Annotated in this window: 15 protein-coding genes; 9 read left to right on the plus strand and 6 right to left on the minus strand. The window is 64.3% G+C overall.

Features of this window, described 5'->3' with window-relative positions:
- Nucleotides 1-97: 97 nt before the first annotated feature.
- Nucleotides 98-691, plus strand: coding sequence for an N-acetyltransferase (locus tag GDN70_RS07715; protein ID WP_152102356.1), 594 nt, complete (start codon nucleotides 98-100; stop codon nucleotides 689-691).
- Between the two features lie 307 nt (nucleotides 692-998).
- Nucleotides 999-1,628 carry a glutathione S-transferase family protein gene (locus GDN70_RS07720; protein WP_152102357.1) on the plus strand — a complete coding sequence of 210 codons (630 nt, stop codon included), beginning with the start codon at nucleotides 999-1,001 and terminating at the stop codon, nucleotides 1,626-1,628.
- A gap of 831 nt (nucleotides 1,629-2,459) precedes the next feature.
- On the opposite strand, the gene metH is transcribed toward GDN70_RS07720, so the two are convergent.
- Both metH and metF read right to left on the minus strand, forming a co-directional pair.
- Nucleotides 2,460-6,311: a methionine synthase gene (metH, locus tag GDN70_RS07730; protein WP_095424663.1), complete on the minus strand. Its 3,852-nt coding sequence runs from the start codon at nucleotides 6,309-6,311 to the stop codon at nucleotides 2,460-2,462.
- 6 nt (nucleotides 6,312-6,317) lie between these two features.
- Complete coding sequence (gene metF, locus GDN70_RS07735; protein ID WP_038971331.1) at nucleotides 6,318-7,238, minus strand: methylenetetrahydrofolate reductase [NAD(P)H]; 921 nt, start codon at nucleotides 7,236-7,238, stop codon at nucleotides 6,318-6,320.
- A 398-nt stretch (nucleotides 7,239-7,636) separates the two neighbouring features.
- Between metF and GDN70_RS07740 the strand changes: the two genes are divergently transcribed.
- Nucleotides 7,637-8,650: an LLM class flavin-dependent oxidoreductase gene (locus tag GDN70_RS07740; RefSeq protein ID WP_095424665.1), complete on the plus strand. Its 1,014-nt coding sequence runs from the start codon at nucleotides 7,637-7,639 to the stop codon at nucleotides 8,648-8,650.
- A gap of 127 nt (nucleotides 8,651-8,777) precedes the next feature.
- Here the strand turns inward: GDN70_RS07740 and GDN70_RS07745 are convergent, their stop codons facing one another.
- Nucleotides 8,778-9,638: a prephenate dehydratase gene (locus GDN70_RS07745; protein WP_028142118.1), complete on the minus strand. Its 861-nt coding sequence runs from the start codon at nucleotides 9,636-9,638 to the stop codon at nucleotides 8,778-8,780.
- Nucleotides 9,639-9,677: 39 nt separating this feature from the next.
- Complete coding sequence (locus tag GDN70_RS07750; RefSeq protein ID WP_152102359.1) at nucleotides 9,678-10,418, minus strand: 3-deoxy-manno-octulosonate cytidylyltransferase; 741 nt, start codon at nucleotides 10,416-10,418, stop codon at nucleotides 9,678-9,680.
- A gap of 233 nt (nucleotides 10,419-10,651) precedes the next feature.
- On the opposite strand from GDN70_RS07750, the gene GDN70_RS07755 reads away from it, so the two are divergent.
- From GDN70_RS07755 to GDN70_RS07780, 6 genes are all read left to right on the plus strand, one after another.
- Nucleotides 10,652-11,206, plus strand: a complete 555-nt coding sequence (locus tag GDN70_RS07755; RefSeq protein WP_028142116.1) for a cytochrome c family protein — start codon at nucleotides 10,652-10,654, stop codon at nucleotides 11,204-11,206.
- Nucleotides 11,207-11,418: 212 nt separating this feature from the next.
- On the plus strand, nucleotides 11,419-13,320 hold the full coding sequence (locus GDN70_RS07760) for an extracellular solute-binding protein (protein WP_038971333.1): 1,902 nt from the start codon (nucleotides 11,419-11,421) through the stop codon (nucleotides 13,318-13,320).
- A gap of 14 nt (nucleotides 13,321-13,334) precedes the next feature.
- Nucleotides 13,335-15,221, plus strand: a complete 1,887-nt coding sequence (locus GDN70_RS07765) for an extracellular solute-binding protein (RefSeq protein WP_152102360.1) — start codon at nucleotides 13,335-13,337, stop codon at nucleotides 15,219-15,221.
- A 2-nt stretch (nucleotides 15,222-15,223) separates the two neighbouring features.
- Nucleotides 15,224-16,333 carry a microcin C ABC transporter permease YejB gene (locus GDN70_RS07770; protein WP_028142113.1) on the plus strand — a complete coding sequence of 370 codons (1,110 nt, stop codon included), beginning with the start codon at nucleotides 15,224-15,226 and terminating at the stop codon, nucleotides 16,331-16,333.
- The gene (locus GDN70_RS07775) at nucleotides 16,333-17,511 is read left to right on the plus strand and encodes an ABC transporter permease (RefSeq protein WP_152102361.1); all 1,179 of its coding nucleotides are present in this window, start codon (nucleotides 16,333-16,335) and stop codon (nucleotides 17,509-17,511) included. Before GDN70_RS07770 ends, GDN70_RS07775 begins: the two co-directional genes overlap by 1 nt.
- A 4-nt stretch (nucleotides 17,512-17,515) precedes the next feature.
- The gene (locus GDN70_RS07780) at nucleotides 17,516-19,153 is read left to right on the plus strand and encodes an ABC transporter ATP-binding protein (RefSeq protein WP_095424668.1); all 1,638 of its coding nucleotides are present in this window, start codon (nucleotides 17,516-17,518) and stop codon (nucleotides 19,151-19,153) included.
- Nucleotides 19,154-19,233: 80 nt separating this feature from the next.
- On the opposite strand, the gene GDN70_RS07785 is transcribed toward GDN70_RS07780, so the two are convergent.
- The gene (locus GDN70_RS07785) at nucleotides 19,234-19,461 is read right to left on the minus strand and encodes a hypothetical protein (RefSeq protein WP_028142110.1); all 228 of its coding nucleotides are present in this window, start codon (nucleotides 19,459-19,461) and stop codon (nucleotides 19,234-19,236) included.
- 36 nt (nucleotides 19,462-19,497) lie between these two features.
- Nucleotides 19,498-19,779: a hypothetical protein gene (locus GDN70_RS07790; protein WP_152102362.1), complete on the minus strand. Its 282-nt coding sequence runs from the start codon at nucleotides 19,777-19,779 to the stop codon at nucleotides 19,498-19,500.
- Nucleotides 19,780-19,781: the final 2 nt, after the last annotated feature.

Below are 19,781 nucleotides of genomic sequence, written 5' to 3' on the forward strand. Positions count from 1 at the left end.
GCCTCGCAAAGTAATCCACATTCGTGGTTATGGGTCCCGGCCTTCGCCGGGACGACATCGGATATGTAGCTCGCACTCGGCTCCACAGGAAACCGCAATGATCCTCCCCGACGGCTATTCGGACGTCCCCACCGGCAAGATCGCCGCCGTCGTCACCCACCTTGAGATGACCGCGCCTCCCGCACGCCGTGACGATCCTCCCGGTGTGTGGGTCCTGCGCAAGGTCGATGCGCCCGCGCTCGACTGGTACCGCGATCTCCACCGCCGCGTCGGCGAGGAATGGCTGTGGTTCTCCCGGGCGCGGATGAACGACACAGAGCTCGCCGCGATCATCCACGCAACGGGCGTCGAGGTCTATGCACTCGCCGTGGACGGACGCGACGAAGGCCTGCTGGAGCTGGATTTTCGCGAGGCCGGTCAGTGCGAGCTGGCCTATTTCGGCGTCACCGCGCCTCTGATCGGCACGGGAGCGGCCCGCTTCCTGATGAACCGCGCGCTTAACCTCGCTTGGTCGCGCGACGTCCGCCGCGTCTGGGTCCACACCTGCACGCTCGATCACCCATCCGCCGTCGCCTTCTACCAGCGCTCCGGCTTCCGCCCGTTCCGCCGCCAGATCGAGATCGCCGACGATCCGCGCCTCGACGGCACCGCGCCGCGCGACGCGGCGAAGCATGTGCCTGTTATCGGGTAGCGCGTGAGCAATGTAGCTCAGATGAGCGGCTGGTCCGTCGCCGCATCTCGCTCTAGCGCATGTTGGCCAAGATCGTCCGCTGCTACACGCTCCGCCGTCATCCTGAGGTGCGCGCTCTTGCGAGCAGGACGAGCGAGAGGAGAGATCGCAGATTCATGAGAGGAGCTCCGGCTGGTACATTGTCTATTGATCTCTCGTTGTTGCGTCACGCGCAATGCTCCGGTTCCAAGATAGTTGTTGCAGGCAGCGTGCATTGGCGGTGAACTGGACGGCCCTGCCACGTCCAACCGCTGGAAGAGCGAGAACCATGTTCCTGATCGGCCAATATGATTCCCCCTTCGTCCGCCGCGTCGCGATCGCGCTGCGGCTTTACGGCCTTCCTTTCGAGCACAGGCCGTGGTCGACCTTCGGCGACGCCGACAAGATCGCGCCGTACAATCCGCTGCGCCGCGTGCCGACGCTGGTGCTCGACAACGGCGAGGCGCTGATCGAAAGCACGGTGATCCTGGACTATCTCGACGAACTCGTCGGCGAGGACAAGGCGATGCTGCCGCGCAGCGGCACCGAGCGGCGCAGGCATTTGCGCATCTGCGCGCTCGCTTCCGGTCTCGGTGACAAGGCGGTGAGCCTGCTCTACGAGCGCGTGCTGCGGAAGGAGCAGCTCGCGCTGTGGGTCGCGCGCTGCCAGGCGCAGATTGCGGACGTGCTCGCCGTGCTCGAGGCCGAGCGCGCCAAGGTGACGACGCCGTACTGGCTGGGCGATCGGATCAGCCACACCGACGTTGCGGTTGCCTGCGTCGTCCGCTTCACCCGCGAGGCGCATCCGCAGCTGTTCGAGGCGTCGCGCTATCCGGCGCTCGCGGCACATGGCGAGCGCTGCGAGGCATTGGCGCCGTTCCAGGAGATCGTGCAGCCACTGGCCCCGCCGAAGGGGTGAGGCCCCGGTGCTCGGCCCCAAGCTACCAGATCGTGGGTTGCCTGACGGGCAAAACACGCCAGCGCTGGGTCAATCAGCGTCGATCGAAATATTCCACTTTACCGAAATTCGGTTTCGGCGTATGTGTCGCCCACCCTGATCCGGCGAAAGGGGCGGTCGTACGTCGTCACGAGCCGCGGATCGGGGAGCGGTGGACGCGGCAGCGTCGTGCACGAGAGGCGGGAGCAGGGCGGGATGAACCCCGTGAGATCCAGGCTTCGTGCGGACGAGCGACGCTGATGCGTACGGCCAAATCGCGTGGTCCTAGCTGTCGTTGCTACAGTCAAGCCTTGCGGAGGTGCGCCAAGCCCGACCGGGCGAAGCGCATCGCCAATCCGCGAGGTGACGGAGGCAAGCAGGAACTCGTCTCCGGGGAGAGCGCGCCATATGCCGTCAGACCATCGCGCAGGGAAGGCCGGCGTTTCGGCTTCACCTGTTGATCCGTTGTGCATTGCGTGTGCATCTCATCGCACGACGGACCGTGGGTGCCAGCCGGCGCCCGGCCTTCCCTGCGCCCTTTCGCTATGAGGGCGTGACGCGAAGCGCAAAGCTCGGGCGGAAGCGCCGCGAGGATGCAAAGGTGTGTCTATTAAACAAAGGACTCGCGCCCCGGACGCAGCGCAGCGGTCCGGCGATGCGCAGCATCGTCCGGGGTGGTGCGCTGCAGAGCAGGGGCCCATCTTGCCGCGTGCCGTGCGGCTCCTGGGTCCCGGCTCGGCGCCACGTCGCTTGCGCGATGCCGCGCCGTCCGGGACACGGAGGCCTTCGCCATGAAGGGGAGAGCGCGAGCCCCTATCCCGCGCCAGCGCGCTTCTTCTGCCAGACCAGGTGCACCGCGCAGGTGCAGCCCGGCGGATGCGAGGCGAGATCCTTCGACGTCTCGTCATTCGCCGCCGTTGCCGCAAAGGCCTTGTCGCTGTCCTCTCGCGACGGGATGTAGTTCAGCACCGGCGCGAGCCAGCGCTCGGTTTCCGCGACGCTCATGCCCTTGCGTGCGGCATAGTCCTCGACCTGGTCGCGCTCGATCTTGCCGACGCCGAAATAATAGCTCTCGGGGCTGGCGAAATAGAGCCCGGACACAGAGGAGCCCGGCCACATCGCAAAGCTCTCGGTCAGCTTCACCCCGCAGGTTGCTTCCGCATCGAGCAGCTCGAACAGCGTCGCCTTCTCGGTGTGGTCGGGCTGCGCGGGATAGCCGGGCGCGGGGCGGATGCCCTGATACTTCTCGAGGATCAGCTCGTCGTTGGAGAGCGTCTCGTCCGGCGCGTAGGCCCAGAATTCGCGGCGCACGCGGGAATGCATGCGCTCGGCGAAGGCCTCGGCGAGACGGTCGGCCAGCGCCTTGCACAGGATCGAGGAGTAGTCGTCATTCGCCATCTTGAAGCGGTCGGCGACCGCATCCTCGCCGATGCCGGCCGTGACGACGAAGCCACCGACATAGTCGGGCACGCCCGCGGGCGCGACGAAGTCGGCGAGCGCAGCATTAAACCGACCTTCGCGCTTCTCGAGCTGCTGGCGCAGCGTGTGCAGCGTCGCGATCTTCTTGGTCCGGCTCTCGTCGGCGTAAACAGCGATATCGTCGCCGTCCGCGTTCGCCGGCCAGAAGCCGATCGTCGCGCGCGCCCGGAACCACTTTTCCTTGACGATAGTGTCGAGCATTTTTCGCGCGTCGTCATAGAGCGAGCGCGCGACCTCGCCGACCTTGGCATCGTCGAGGATGGCGGGGAAGCGCCCCGCGAGCTCCCAGGTCTGGAAGAACGGCGTCCAGTCGATGCAGTCGACCAGTTCGGTGAGGTCATAGTCGTCGAAGCTGCGGATGCCGAGGAAGGTCGGCTTCACCGGCTTGTTCTTGGCAAAGTCCACCGGCACGCGGTTGGCGCGGGCGGCAGCAAGCTTCAGGCGCTTCTTGTCGGCCTGCGCGCGCAGATGTGCCTCCGAGATTTTTGCGTATTCGGCACGCACCTCGGCGGCATAGGCTTCGCGCTTCTCGGGCGAGAGCAGCGAGGACGCAACGCCGACGGCGCGGCTGGCGTCGTTGACATGCACGACGGGGCCGGCCCGATAGCTCGGGTCGATCTTGACTGCGGTGTGCACGCGGCTCGTGGTGGCGCCGCCGATCAGGAGCGGCAGCTTGAGGCCCTCGCGCTGCAATTCGCCGGCGAAGAACGCCATCTCGTCGAGCGAGGGCGTGATCAGGCCGGAGAGACCGACGATGTCGGCCTTCTCCGCCTTCACGGTCTCGACGATCCTGGCGGCGGGCACCATCACGCCGAGGTCGATGACCTCGAAATTGTTGCACTGGAGCACGATGCCGACGATGTTCTTGCCGATGTCGTGGACGTCGCCCTTGACGGTCGCGAGCACGATCTTGCCGGCGGACGAGGAGCCCTCAGTGCCGATGCCGTTGGCGAGATTGCGCGCCTTCTCTTCTTCCATGAACGGCATCAGCCAGGCCACCGCCTGCTTCATCACGCGCGCGGACTTCACCACCTGCGGCAGGAACATCTTGCCGTCGCCGAAGAGGTCGCCGACCACGTTCATGCCGGCCATCAGCGGGCCCTCGATCACGTCGAGCGGACGCGAGGACGCCTTGCGGGCCTCCTCGGTATCCTGCTCGATGAACTCGGTGATCCCATGCACCAGCGAATGCGACAGCCGCTTCGCCACCGGCCATTCGCGCCAGGCGAGATCGGCTTCCTTGGTCTGGGTCTTGTTGCCGCGGAATTTTTCCGCGAGTGCCAGCAGGCGCTCGGACGCGCCCGGGTCGCGGTTGAGCACGACGTCTTCGCAAGTTTGGCGCAGCTCGGCATCGATGTCGTCATAGACGATCATCTGCCCGGCATTGACGATGCCCATGTCCATGCCGGCCTTGATGGCGTGATACAGGAACACCGAGTGCATGGCCTCGCGCACCGGCTCGTTGCCGCGGAACGAGAAGGAGAGGTTGGAGACGCCGCCCGAGATATGCGCGCCGGGCAGGTTCTGGCGGATCCAGCGCGTCGCCTCGATGAAATCGACGCCGTAATTGTTGTGCTCCTCGATGCCGGTCGCGATCGCGAAGACGTTCGGATCGAAGATGATGTCCTCGGGCGGGAAGCCGACCTTGTTCACCAGGATGTCGTAGGCGCGCTTGCAGATCTCGGTCTTGCGCGCGAACGTGTCGGCCTGGCCGACCTCGTCGAACGCCATCACGACCACAGCCGCACCATGACGGCGGGCGATCTTGGCCTCAAAGATGAACTTCTCCTCGCCTTCCTTCATCGAGATCGAGTTGACGACCGGCTTGCCCTGCACGCATTTCAGGCCGGCTTCGATCACCGAGAACTTGGAGGAGTCCACCATCACGGGGACGCGGGCGATATCGGGCTCGGCGGCGACGAGATTGAGGAACGTCACCATCGCGGCTTCAGAGTCGAGCAGGCCCTCGTCCATGTTGACGTCGATGATCTGCGCGCCGTTCTCGACCTGGTCGCGCGCGACCTGCAGCGCCGCCGTGTAGTCGCCGGCCGTGATCAGCTTGCGGAAACGGGCCGAGCCGGTGACGTTGGTGCGCTCGCCGACGTTCACGAACGGGATCGCGTCGGTCAGGATGAAGGGCTCGAGGCCGGAGAGCCGCAGGCGCGGTTCGATCTCCGGCACGATGCGCGGCTTGTGCGGGGCGACGCTAGCTGCGATCGCGGCGATATGCTCCGGCGTGGTGCCGCAGCAGCCGCCGACGATGTTGACGAGGCCGGACGCAGCGAACTCGCCGACCAGGCGCGCCATATATTCCGGCGTCTCGTCATACTGGCCGAATTCGTTGGGCAGGCCGGCGTTCGGGTAAGCGCAGACCAGCGTGTCGGCGACGCGGCCGATATCGGCGATATGGGCGCGCAGATCTTCGGCGCCGAGCGCGCAGTTGAAGCCGATCGTGACGGGTTTTGCGTGTCGCACCGAATTCCAGAACGCCTCCGGCATCTGGCCCGAGAGCAGGCGGCCGGATTTGTCGGTGATGGTGCCCGACACCATCACGGGCATGTCGATGCCGCGCGCTTCGGTGATCTCGGCGATCGCATAGAGCGCCGCCTTGGCGTTCAGCGTGTCGAAGATGGTCTCGACCAGCAAGAGGTCGACGCCGCCGTCGAGCATGCCGTTGATCTGCTCGCCATAGGACTTGCGCAGATCGTCGAAGGTGACGGCGCGGTAGCCGGGATTGGAGACGTCGGGGGAGATCGAGGCGGTGCGGTTGGTCGGGCCGATGGCGCCCGCGACGAAGCGCGGCTTGCCGTCCTCGGCCTCGACGCGCCGCGCGGCATTGCCGGCGAGGCGGGCGCCTTCGCGCGCCATCTCGTAGACGATGTCGGTGAGGTCGTAATCGGCCTGCGCGATCGACGTCGTGGAGAAGGTGTTGGTCGCGACGATGTCGGCGCCGGCGCGCAAATACGCCGCGTGGATGTCCTCGATTGCCTGCGGCTGGGTCAGAATCAACAGATCGTTGTTGCCGCGCAGGTCGCGATGAAAGTCCTTGAAGCGCTCGCCGCGGAAGGCGGCCTCGTCGAACTGCAGGTTCTGGATCATCGTGCCCATGGCGCCGTCGAGCACGAGAATGCGCTCGCGCGCGGCGTTCAGCAGGGCAGTACGTTTCGCGGAAACAGGTACGGTCATGTTGTCTCAGGCCGCTTTCTGGGCGCTCTTGGCGCGAATGCCGAGCAGATGGCTGATCGCGAACACGAGATCGGCGCGGTTCATGGTGTAGAAATGGAAAGTGTCGACGCCGTGCTTGGCGAGCTTCTGCACCTGGCCGGCCGCGACGGTTGCGGCCACCAGCTTGCGGGTCTCGGCGTCCTCGTCGAGGCCTTCGAATTTCGCGGCGAACCAGTCCGGCACGGTGGTGCCGGCGCGCGTCACGAAATTGCGGGCCTGCTTGAAATTGTGCATGGGCATGATGCCCGGCACGATCGGAATGTTGATGCCGCGCGCCCGCACGCGGTCGAGATAGCGGAAGTAGAGGTCGTTGTCGAAGAACACCTGGGTGATCGCGCGCGTCGCGCCGGCATCGACCTTGGCCTGCAGCGTGTCGATATCATCATCGAAGTCGCGCGCTTCGGGGTGCTTCTCGGGATAGGCCGACACGGACACTTCGATGTCGGCATGCCGCTTCTTGATCCCCGCGACGAGCTCGGCCGAGCTCTGATAGCCGTCGGGATGGCTGGCATAGGGCGTGCCGATGCCGCCGGCGGGATCGCCGCGCAGGCCCACGATATGGCGGACGCCGACCTCGTGATAGCGGTCGACGATCTCGTCGATCTCGCCGCGCGAGGCACCGACGCAGGTCAGGTGCGCCGCCGGCAGCAGGGCGGTCTCTTTCAGGATACGGGCGATGGTCGAATGGGTGCGCTCGCGGGTCGAGCCGCCGGCGCCGTAGGTCACCGAGACGAATTTCGGGTCGAGCGGAGCGAGCCGGTTGATGGTCTCCCAGAGATTGCGCTCCATATCTTCCGTCTTGGGTGGAAAGAACTCGAAGGAGATCGCAGGCCGCTTCAGGTGCCCGTCTTGCCCGTCGGCTCGGGCAGGAATCGTCAGATCGGTCATGGCACCACTCGCTCCAGATGTGTCGCCAGATCCTGGCGGCCGACGGTCAGGTCCAGCTTGGGAGAGCCCAAGATAGGGCAAAGGCGGTCTGATCGACAGCCCATCAGGGATGGGAAATGGCCCACTTCTGTCGACAATAGATGAATTATTGAGCGTCTATCGATTTGAGTGGGATGTCGGTGGACTTACAATAATCTAGCTATTTCAACTATTTGTCAGAAAATTGGGGGCTGGCCGGGGCGGGCACGGTAGGTGGGCAATATGAAAGAAATGTTGTTTGGACTGCTCTTGGCCCACCGCCTCGCTTCGGTCGACTGCGCGGGCTCGCGGTCTGCACACGTCAGATCTGCGCAGCCGCCCCATTGTCGCCGCGCGGCCCTCCACTAGGTTAGCGCGCCATGATCCCGCTCTCAGTCCTCGACCTCTCCGTCGTCACCACAGGCACCAGGCCCGCCGCGGCGCTGCGCAACAGCATCGACCTGGCGCGCCATGTCGATGGGCTCGGCTATGTCCGCTACTGGCTCGCCGAGCATCACAACCTCGCCTCGGTCGCGAGTCCCGCGCCAGACGTCATGATCGGCCAGATCGCGGCGGTGACGAAGCATATCCGCGTCGGCTCCGGCGGGGTGATGCTGCCCAACCACGCCCCGCTGGTCGTCGCCGAGCGATTCAAGATGCTGGAGGCGCTGTTTCCCGGCCGTATCGACCTCGGCCTTGGCCGGGCGCCCGGCACCGATGGCGCCACCGCCTATGCGCTCCGGAGCCGGCTCGACCGCCGCGAGGGCGATGATTTCCTGGAGCGGCTGCACGAGCTGATTCTGTGGGAGACCCGTGAATTCCCCGCAGGGCACCCCTACCACAACGTCGTCGCCATGCCCGACGACACCAAGCTGCCGCCGATCTGGCTGCTCGGCTCCAGCGATTATTCCTCGGAATTGGCGGCACAGGTCGGCATGGGCTTCGCCTTCGCGCATCATTTCGCGTCCCACGACGCGGTCGACGCGATGGTGCATTACCGCAACCGCTTCCAGCCCTCGGCCTGGCGTGCGAGCCCGCAAGCGATCCTCGCGGTCGCCGTCGTCACCGCCGATACCGATGAGGAGGCCGAACGCCTTGCCAGCTCGTTCGACCTCAACCGGCTGCGCCGCGACCGCGGTCAATATCTGCCGCTGCCGAGCGTCGAGGAGGCCCAGGCCTATCCTTACTCCGACTCCGAGCGCACCTCGATCCTCCGCAACCGTTCCCGCCTGTTCGTCGGCAGCCCCGCGACGGTACGGAAGAAACTGCAGCCGCTGATCGACGCGAGCAAGCCGGACGAGCTGATGGCGATCACAGCGGTGTACGATCACGAGGCGCGGAAGAAGTCGTATTCGCTGCTCGCCGAGGCGTTCGGGCTTAAAGCGACCGCGTAAGAATATCGTGCCCCGGACGCAGCGCAGCGCTCCTTCAGCGATGCGCTGCAGAGCCGGGGCCCATCGCGCCTCCGGGTATCTTGGCCCCTGGGTCCCGGCTCGCGCTTCGCGCGTCCGGGACACGCGACTAATCCTGCTGCGCTTCGCTGAACGTGGCGCGGAAGGGGTGGCCGGGATACACGCCGACGATGCGGAATTCGCGCGAGAAGAATTTCAGCTCCTCGATCGCGAAGGCGAGGCCCTTGTCCTCGGGGTGGCCGTCGACGTCGGCATAAAACTGCGTGGCGAAGAAATTGCCGTCGACCATGTAGCTTTCGAGCTTGGTCATGTTGACGCCGTTGGTGGCAAAGCCGCCGAGCGCCTTGTAGAGCGCGGCCGGCAAATTGCGCACCCGGAACACAAAAGTCGTGACCAGCGGGCCGGAGCCTTGGGCGGCCCATTTCGGCTCGCGCGCCAGCACCACGAAGCGGGTGGTGTTGTGCGCCTCGTCCTCGATGTCCTCCGCGAGGATGTCGAGGCCGTAGATCTTGGCGGCGAGGCGGGAGGCGATCGCGGCCACCGTCTTGTCCTTGCGCTCGGAGATGTCGCGAGCGCTGCCGGCAGTGTCGGCATGCACGATCGGCTTGACGCCGAGCTTGCGGATGATGCGCCGGCATTGGCCGAGCGCATGCACATGGCTCTCAACGCTCTTGATGTCGTCGAGCTTGGTGCCCTTCACCGCCATCAGCTGATGCCGGACCGGCAAGAACCATTCACCGATGATGAAAAGGCCGGAGGCCGGCAAGAGGTGATGGATATCGGCAACACGGCCCGCGACCGAATTCTCGATCGGGATCATGCCGAGATCGGCCTCGCCGGAGGAGATCGCCGACAGCGCGTCCTCGAAGGTGGCGCAGGGCATCGGCTCGGCGTCGGGATAGGCCTCGACGATGGCGATGTGGGAATTGGCCCCGGGCTCGCCCTGGAATGCGATCTTCATCTTGCTCATGTCTTAAAAGTGCTCCTGGGTCGGCCTTGTAACAGCGGCTCAGGATTTGGAAAGGATGCTGCGGGCGGTTTCCAGGTCCGCCGGCGTGTCGACCCCGCGGGGGACGGTGTCGACGATGGTGAAGTCGATGCGCATTCCGGCCTCGAGCGCCCGGAGCTGTTCGAGCTTCTCCTGCAATTCCAGCGGCGAGGGCGGCAGCGAAACGTAACGCTCCAGCGCGGCGCGGCGATAGGCATAGAGGCCGATATGGTGGTAACGCGGTCCGTCGCCGGTCGGCGCGGTCGCGCGGGTGAAATAAAGTGCACGCATGCGCTTGCCGCCGAGCGAGGTTCCGATCGCCTTCACGACGCTCGGGGCGAGATCCTCCTCCTCGGTGTGGATCTGCGAGGCCAGTGTCGCGATGTCCACGGCGGGGTCCTGCAGCGGCGGCAGCACCTCGCGGATGTTGCCGATCGTGATCGTGGGGAAATCGCCCTGCAGATTGACCACGATCTCGGCCTTGCCGTCCGGATCGAGCTTCTGCATGGCCTCGTGGATGCGGTCGGAGCCGGAGGGGTGTGTGGGGCTGGTCATCACGGCCTCGCCGCCATGGGCCGTCACGACCGAAGCGATCTCGGGCGTATCGGTCGCGACCGCGACCCGGCCGATTGCCGCGGCCTCGGCGCGGCGCAGCACGTGCACGATCATCGGCAATCCCGCGATATCGGCGAGTGGCTTGCCGGGCAGGCGGGTGGCGGCCATGCGGGCCGGGATCAGCACCAGGATGCGAGGATCGATCATCGGGTTCAAAGGTCTGGGGTCAAGAGCCTGGAAACGGGGCGTTTTCCGCGCCGGGAAATGGGTGGGGACGGGCCGAAAGCCGGGTCGCTTATACGGGTTGCCAGACCCCGGGCAAACCGATATCTCAATGGCAAAACTCGGGGAAACGATAGGGAACGCTTGATTCTCCCGAGGCTCGTCCTGGCGGCCGCCTGGCCGCTCGATTCTTCTTGCGGTGTGGGGCCTGGCCGGAAATGGACTCTTTCGAACTCAATAAAATTCTCGGTGCTGTGCTCGGCACCTGTCTCCTTCTGCTGGTGACCAGCTTCACCGCCAATGCGCTGTTCACGCCGAAGCCGCTCGAGAAGCCGGGTTTCGAGATCGCCGTGAAGGAAGATGCCGGCCACGGCAAGGAAGGCGGCGCTGCCGCCGCGGCCTCCGAGCCGATCGAAAAGTTGCTCCAGACCGCCTCCGTCGAAAAGGGCGCCTCCGCCGCCAAGAAGTGCGGCGCCTGCCACACCTTCGAGAAGGGTGGCCCGAATCGCGTCGGTCCGAATCTCTATGGCGTCGTCGGCGAGAAGAGGGGTGAGGGCCGCGGCGGCTTCAACTTCTCCGCTGCCATGAAGGGCAAGGGCGGTACCTGGACGTTCGACGACCTCAACAAGTTCATCGCCAATCCGAAGGGCTTCATCCCGGGCACCGCGATGGGCTTCGCCGGCATTGCCAAGGATTCCGAGCGCGCCGACGTCATTGCCTATCTGAACTCGCTGTCGGAGCATCCTCAGCCGCTGCCGACCGCGTCGAAGTAAGGCCTCAAGAACCCGATCTTGGAATATGCGGCCAGGCTGAAAAGCCTGGCCGTTTGCTTATCCGGGCCTCGCGGCGAGTTTATCGGGGCGTTTGGCCGCATCAGACAGGCCGCCCGGCCTTCCAAGATGAGGAAAAAGCAACATATTCGGTCGAAACCTCGCCTATATTGGGACCTTAAAGGAGTAGCCTCCTTCAAGACAGGACTATTGATTTGGCCATAACCCGACGCGATCTCCTGCTCACCGGCACTGCGGCCGCAGCGCTCCCCGCCCTCGGTTCCGTAGCGGGCCTTTCCGTCGTCGGCCGTGCCGAGGCGCAATCGGCGAATGAGCTTCCTTGGCGCCATGCTTTGTCGCTGTTCGGAAAGGTCAAGTACCCCGCCGACTTCACGCGCTTCGACTACGTCAATCCTGAAGCGCCCAAAGGCGGCGTCGCGCGCCAGATCGCGGTCGGCACCTTCGACAATTTCAATATCGTCGTGTCGGGCGTGAAGGGGCAGGTCGCCGGCGCCGTCGCATTCATCTACGAATCCCTCACGACGCCCTCGCTCGACGAAGTCTCGACCGAGTACGGCGCGCTCGCCGAGGCCGTCAGCCATCCGGACGATTTTTCCTTCGTCACCTATCGTTTGCGGCCGGAGGCCAAATGGCACGACGGCAAGCCCGTTACCGCGGATGACGTGATCTTCTCGCTCGATTCCTTCAAGAAGCACCACCCGATGTACTCGGCCTATTACAGCCATGTGGTGAAGGCCGAGAAGCTCGGCGAGCGCGAGGTGAAATTCGTATTCGACGCGCCGGGCAACCGCGAACTGCCGCAGATCGTCGGGCAACTCACAGTCCTGCCGAAGCATTGGTGGGAAGGGACCGACGCGCAGGGCCGCAAGCGCGACGTGTCCGCCACCACGCTTGAAGTCCCGCTCGGTTCTGGCCCCTACAGGGTCAAGGACTTCGTTGCGGGACGGTCGATCGCGCTGGAGCGCGTCAAGGACTATTGGGGCCGCGACCTCGCCTCCAATGTCGGCCGCAACAATTTCGACGAGCTGCGCTACGAATATTTCCGCGACGCCACCGTCGCGATCGAGGCCTTCAAGGCCGACCAGGTCGATTGGCGCACCGAGAACAGCGCGAAGAACTGGGCGACCGCCTACGACTTCCCGGCCGTGAGCGAAAAGCGCGTGATCCTCGAGGAGTTCGCCAATCGCAGCTCGGGCGTGATGCAGGCGTTCGTGCCGAACCTGCGCCGCGGCAAGTTCAGCGACCCGCGCGTGCGGCGCGCGCTCAACTACGCGTTCGACTTCGAGGAGATGAACAAGCAGATCTTCTACGGCCAGTACAAGCGCATCAACAGCTATTTCGACGGCATCGACGAACTCATGGCGACCGGCTTGCCGCAGGGCAAGGAGCTTGAGATCCTCGAGACCGTCCGCACCCAGGTGCCGCCCGAAGTCTTCACCACGGCCTACACCAATCCGGTCGGCGGCAATCCGGAAGCCGTGCGCGATAATCTGCGCGAGGCGCTCCGCCTGTTCAAGGAGGCCGGCTACGAGGTGCGCGACCGCAAGCTGACCGACGTCAAGACCGGCGTCCAGTTCACGCTCGAACTGCTGAACTCGGATCCGAGCTTCGAGCGGATCACGCTGTTCTACAAGCCGTCCCTGGAGCGGCTCGGCATTGCCGTCAACGTGCGGACGGTCGACCCGACCCAGTACGAGAACAGGACGCGCGAGTGGGATTTCGACATCGTCACAAACTCGTGGGGCGAGTCGCAGTCGCCAGGCAATGAGCAGCGCGAGTTCTGGTCGTCCAAGACGGCTGACATCGCCGGCTCGCGCAACATTGCGGGCATCAAGAATCCCGCAATCGACAAGCTGATCGAGCGGGTGATCTACGCCGCCGATCGCGACGATCTCGTCGCGGCCACCAAGGCACTCGACCGCGTGCTGCTGTGGAATCATTATGTCGTGCCGCAATGGACTTATAACAAGGTGCGTACGGCACGCTGGGATCGCTTCGGCCGGCCGACGGAAATGCCCAAATACGGCCAATCCGGCTTCCCGTTCATCTGGTGGTACGACGCAGAGAAGGCGGCGCGGATCGCAAAGAAGTCGTGAAGGACATTCCCCGCATGACGCAGATGTCACGCCGCCACGTGCTGGCCCTCGGTGTCGGCGGCACCCTCGGGATGTCGCTGGGCGCGCAGCCGTGGCGCGGAGCGCATGCATCGGAAGCGGGGATCGAAGCTCACGGCATCTCGGCGTTCGGCGATCTCAAATATCCCGCCGACTTCCACCATTTCGACTACGTCAACGTCGATGCGCCGAAGGGCGGCACGTTCTCGCTCATTCCGTCGGTGCGCGCCTACAACCAATCCTACCAGACCTTCAACTCGCTCAACGCCTTCATCCTGAAGGGGGACGGCGCGCAAGGCATGGACATGACCTTCGCGCCGCTGATGGTGCGCGCAAGCGACGAGCCTGATGCGATGTACGGGCTTGCCGCCAAATCCGTTCAAATATCGCCGGACAAGCTGGTCTACCGCTTCACGATGCGTCCGGAGGCGAAATTCCACGACGGCACGAAGCTCACCGCGCATGATGCGGCGTTTTCGCTGATGACGCTGAAGACCAAGGGACATCCCCTGATCCTGGTGCAGCTGCGCGACATGGTCAGCGCAGAGGCGGTCGACGATGCAACGCTCGTCGTCACCTTTGCCAAGGGGCGGGCGCGCGACGTGCCGCTCTATGCCGCCAGCCTGCCGATCTTCTCGAAGGCGTACTATGCGTCTCGCCCGTTCGATGAATCGTCTCTGGAGATCCCGCTGGGCTCGGGTCCGTACAAGGTCGGCAAGTTCGAGGTCAATCGCTATATCGAGTATGAGCGGGTGAAGGACTGGTGGGCTGCCGATCTGCCGCCCTGCCGCGGTACCTATAATTTCGATGTCGTGCGCTATGAGTTCTATCGCGACCGCGACGTCGCTTTCGAAGGGTTTACCGGCAAGAACTATCTCTACCGGGAAGAGTTCACCTCGCGCATCTGGGCGACGCGATACGACTTCGGGGCCGTGAAGGACGGTCGCGTCAAGCTCGAGATCGTGCCCGACGACACGCCGTCCGGCGCGCAGGGCTGGTTCATCAACACGCGGCGCGAGAAATTCAGGGATCCCCGCGTGCGCGAGGCCCTGATCGACGCTTTCGACTTCGAGTGGACCAACAAGACCATCATGTACGGCGCCTATGCCCGTACGGTGTCGCCGTTCCAGAACTCCGATCTCATGGCCAGCAACGGGCCTCCGTCGCCGGAAGAGCTGAAGCTGCTCGAGCCATTCCGCGGTCAGGTTCCCGAGGAGGTGTTCGCTGCGCCCTTCGCGCCTCCGGTTTCCGATGGATCGGGGCAGGACCGAGCTCTCTTGCGCAAGTCGCAGCAGCTGCTCAACGAAGCCGGCTTTCCGATCAAGGATGGCAAGCGAATGCTGCCGAGCGGAGAGGTGTTCAAGATTGAATTCCTGGCGGAGGAGCCCTCGCTCCAGCCGCATCACGCGCCGTATATCAAGAATTTGGGGACGCTCGGCATCGAGGCGAGCCTCCGCCTCGTCGATGCCGTGCAATACCGCGCGCGCGTGGAAGATTTCGACTTCGACATGACGATCCAGCGCTTCAGCATGTCGGCAACGCCCGGCGATGCCATGCGGGCGTTCTTCTCGTCGCAAGTCGCGGCAACCAAGGGCTCGTACAATCTCGCGGGCGTCGCCAGCCCGGCGATCGACGCCATGATCGAGAAGATCATGGCAGCCGAGAGCCGCGAGGAATTGACTGTCGCCTGCCGTGCCTTTGACCGCTTGTTCCGCGCCGGCCGCTATTGGGTGCCGCAATGGTATAACAAGACGCACCGGCTCGCGTACTGGGATCAGTTCAGCCATTCCCAGAAGCTGCCGCGCTACGCCAATGGCGTCGGCGCTCCCGACATCTGGTGGTCCGACCGCGCCAAGGCGGCCAAGCTCGAGCAGGCGAAATAGCCATGAGTGCCTATATCGCCCGCCGCATCCTCCTGATGATCCCGACATTGCTCGGAATCCTGTTCGTCTCCTTCGTCGTCGTGCAGTTCGCGCCCGGCGGCCCGGTCGAGCGCGTGATCGCGCAGCTCTCGGGGGCCGACACCGGCGGCACCTCGCGCATTTCGGGCGGCAGCGATTTTGCGCAGCGCGCGCCCGGGCAGGTCGGGGCCGGCGGCGATGCCATCAACTCGAAATATCGCGGCGCGCAGGGCCTTGATCCCGACTTCATCAAGAAGCTCGAGGCACAGTTCGGCTTCGACAAGCCGGCGCCGGAACGCTTCGCGCTGATGGTTTGGAACTTTGCCCGCTTCGATTTCGGCAAGAGCTATTTCCGCGACGTCAGCGTTCTGCAACTGATCAAGGAGAAGCTGCCGGTCTCGATCTCGCTCGGTCTCTGGCTGACGCTGATCACCTATCTGATCTCGATCCCGCTCGGCATCCGCAAGGCGGTGAAGGACGGCACGCGCTTCGACACCTGGACATCGACCGTTCTCGTCCTGGGCTATGCCATTCCAGGCTTTCTGTTCGCAATCCTCCTCATCATCCTGTTTGCCGGCGGCTCCTTCTTCAACTGGTTTCCGCTGCGCGGACTGACCTCGGACGGTTGGTCGCAGTTTCCCTGGTACTGGAAGATCATCGATTATTTCTGGCATCTGACGCTGCCGCTGATCGCCATGGGGCTCGGTGCCTTCACGACCATGACGTTCCTGACCAAGAACTCGTTCCTGGACGAGATCCGCAAGCAATACGTCATGACTGCGCGCGCCAAGGGCTGCGGCGAGGGCCGGGTGCTTTACGGCCATGTCTTCCGCAATGCGATGCTGATCGTGATCGCGGGCTTCCCAGGGACGTTCATCCACGCCTTCTTTTCAGGCTCGCTTCTGATCGAGACCATCTTCTCGCTGGACGGGCTTGGGCTGCTCAGCTTCGAGAGCGTGCTCAATCGCGACTATCCCGTGGTGTTCGGCACGCTCTACATCTTTTCGTTGGTCGGCCTCGTGATCAATCTGGTCTCCGACCTGACCTATATGTGGATCGACCCACGGATCGATTTCGAGGCGCGGGAGGTCTGATGACGATTACCGCGCCGACGCCGATCGAGACCACGACCCAGTCCCCGCTGGGCGAGGTCGTTCCGATCACGCGCAAGCCCTTCGCGCCTTCGCCGCTCAACAGGCGGCGTTGGCAAAACTTCAAGGCCAACCGCCGCGGCTACTGGTCGTTCTGGATCTTCATCATCCTGTTCGTGGTCTCGCTGTTTGCGGAGCTGATCGCCAACGATCGGCCTTTCCTGATCAAGTTCGACGGCCGGCTCTATTGGCCCGCTTTCGTGACCTATTCGGAAACCACCTTCGGCGGCGACTTCGAAACCGCGGCCGACTATCGCGATCCCTATTTGCAGAAGCTGATCAAGGACAAGAACGGCACCATCATCTGGCCGCTGATCCGCTACTCCTACGACACCCACAATCTCGACCTGCCGACGCCGGCGCCGTCGAAGCCGACCTGGATGCTGACCGAAGCGCAATGCAAGCCGGTGGTGGAGAAGAAGGGGCTGAAGAGCTGCCGCGACCTCGAATACAACTGGCTGGGGACGGACGATCAGGGGCGCGACGTGGTCGCGCGGCTGATTTACGGCTTCCGCATCTCGGTGCTGTTCGGCCTTTGCCTCACCATCGTCTCGTCCGTCATCGGCATCGCAGCAGGAGCGGTGCAGGGATATTTCGGCGGGCGGGTCGATCTCATCTTCCAGCGCTTCATCGAGATCTGGACGGCGATTCCCTCGCTCTATCTTCTCCTGATCCTGTCCTCGGTGCTCGTGCCCGGCTTCTTCGTGCTGCTCGGCATCCTCCTGCTGTTCTCCTGGGTCTCGCTGGTCGGTCTGGTGCGGGCCGAGTTCCTGCGCGGACGCAACTTCGAATACATCCAGGCGGCGCGGGCGCTCGGCGTCTCCAACCCCGTCATCATGTTCCGCCACCTGCTGCCGAACGCGATGGTCGCGACCATGACGTTCCTGCCCTTCATCGTGTCGAGTTCGGTGATGACGCTGACGGCGCTCGATTTCCTGGGCTTCGGCCTGCCGCCGGGATCGCCGTCGCTCGGCGAATTGCTGTCGCAGGCCAAGGCCAATGTGCAGGCCCCCTGGCTCGGCTTCTCCGGCTTCTTCTCGGTCGCGAGCATGCTGTCGCTCCTGATCTTCATCGGCGAAGCCGTGCGCGACGCCTTCGATCCGCGCAAGACGTTCAGGTAAGCCGATGGACGCGATTAACCAGCCCCTGCTTGCCGTTCGCGACCTCTCGGTGGCCTTCCACCAGGGCGGCAGCACCACGCTCGCGGTCGACAAGGTCTCGTTCCAGATCAAGCGCGGCGAATGCCTGGCGCTGGTTGGCGAATCCGGCTCAGGCAAGTCCGTCAGCGCGCTCTCGATCCTCAAGCTGTTGCCCTATCCGAACGCCTCGCACCCCTCGGGCAGCATCCGCTTCAAGGGGCAGGAACTGATCGACAGATCCGAGCAGCAGATGCGGGAGATTCGCGGCAGCGACATCTCCATCATCTTCCAGGAGCCGATGACCTCGCTCAATCCGTTGCACACGATCGAGGCGCAGATCGGCGAGATCATCCAGCTGCACAATCCGACCAGCAACGCGGAGGCGCGCCGGCGAACGCTGGAATTGCTGACGCAGGTCGGTATTCCCGAGCCGGAGACGCGACTGAAGAGCTATCCGCATCAGCTCTCCGGCGGTCAGCGCCAGCGTGTGATGATCGCGATGGCTCTCGCCAACGAGCCGGATCTGTTGATCGCGGACGAGCCGACGACGGCGCTCGACGTCACGGTGCAGGCGCAGATCCTGGCGCTGCTCGCCGAGATCCGATCGCGGCTCGGCATGAGCCTGCTCTTCATCACCCACGATCTCGGCATCGTGCGCCGCATCGCGGACACCGTCTGTGTCATGAAGAGCGGCGAGATCGTCGAGCAGGGGCCGGTCGAGCAAGTCTTCAAGGGCCCGAAGCATCCCTACACGCGCGACCTGCTCGCGGCGGAGCCGAAGCCCGATCCGGCGCCGCCGCAGCCGGATGCGCCGTTGGTGATGTCCGCCAACGACCTGAAGGTCTGGTTTCCGATCAAGCGCGGCCTGATGCGCAAGACCGTCGGCCACATCAAGGCGGTCGACGGCGTCAGCATCGCCGTGCGCAAGGGCGAGACGCTCGGTGTGGTCGGCGAGTCAGGCTCGGGCAAGACCACGCTGGGGCTGGCGCTGCTGCGGCTGATCTCCTCAAACGGGCGTATCGTGTTCTTGGGGAACGACATCCAGGGCCTGCGCTTCAAGGAGATGCGGCCGTTCCGGCGCGACATGCAGATCGTGTTCCAGGACCCGTTCGGCTCGCTCTCACCGCGCATGTCGGTCGCCGACATCATCGCCGAAGGTCTCTCGGTGCATCAGCCGAAGCTGTCGCACGAAGAGCGCGAGGCGCGCGTCGTCAAGGCGCTGGAGGACGTCGGGCTGAAGCCTGACACCCGCCACCGCTATCCCCATGAATTCTCCGGCGGCCAGCGCCAGCGCATCAGTATCGCGCGGGCGGTCGTGCTGGAGCCGGATTTCGTCGTGCTGGACGAGCCGACCAGCGCGCTCGACATGCTGTTCCAGGCGCAGATGGTCGATCTGTTGCGCGAGCTCCAGCGCAAGCGCGAGCTCACCTACATGTTCATCTCGCACGATCTGCGCGTCGTCGCTTCGCTTGCGAGCCATCTGATCGTGATGCGCGGCGGCAAGGTCGTCGAGGAGGGGCAGGCCGCCCAGCTGTTCAAGAACCCGAAGACCGAATACACGCGCGCGCTGTTCGCGGCGGCGTTCCGGCTGGAGACGGCGGGCAACGGGTCGGTGGCGACGTAGCGCGTCATTCCAGACGCGCGACATTGCGGCGCCCTGAGCGTTTCGCCGGAGCAGGCTGCACGGGGCAGCCCGCCTTGATGTTACGCGGCGCGTTCCTTGTCTGGCGCTTCCTCGAGTGTGGCCGCAGTGTCTTCCAGCTTCTTGTCGTAATTGGCCTCGAGCCTCTCGATACTATCGGCCCACATCCTCAGCATTGAGACCTGGAAGTGCATCATCGGCTTCAAGGCATTCATGCCGATTGCTGTCGCTGCGGCGATGCGCCGTTGAGGGTCGCGCACGAAACGGTTTGCATTGGTGTCGTCTGCCATGCTGTTCGTTCCTTCGCTCTGGTGTTATGACCTAAGCTATCTGTCCTGTTGCGAACTGCTTGCTTCCAAACGCTCGGCCAGAAGTTCATCTGCCGCGCGGCGCGCGCATTCGTCGTCATGCAATTCATCGAGCTTTTTCAAGTAGGCGACCGCGGCTATCTGCAGGAGATCGAAATCATCCTCGCCGGTACCGCGAAGATTGGAGATGTAGCTGTAGAGGGCGGAACGCCTGTCGTCGTTCTCGCTGATGCCGCTGTGGAGCAGCAAATAGTTTCGCCAAGCGAACGCACACGCGCCTTCTCTGGCTTGAGAACTCATGG

The organism is Bradyrhizobium sp. TM102 (assembly GCF_009176685.1).
In the GTDB taxonomy this organism is placed as follows: domain Bacteria; phylum Pseudomonadota; class Alphaproteobacteria; order Rhizobiales; family Xanthobacteraceae; genus Bradyrhizobium; species Bradyrhizobium ottawaense.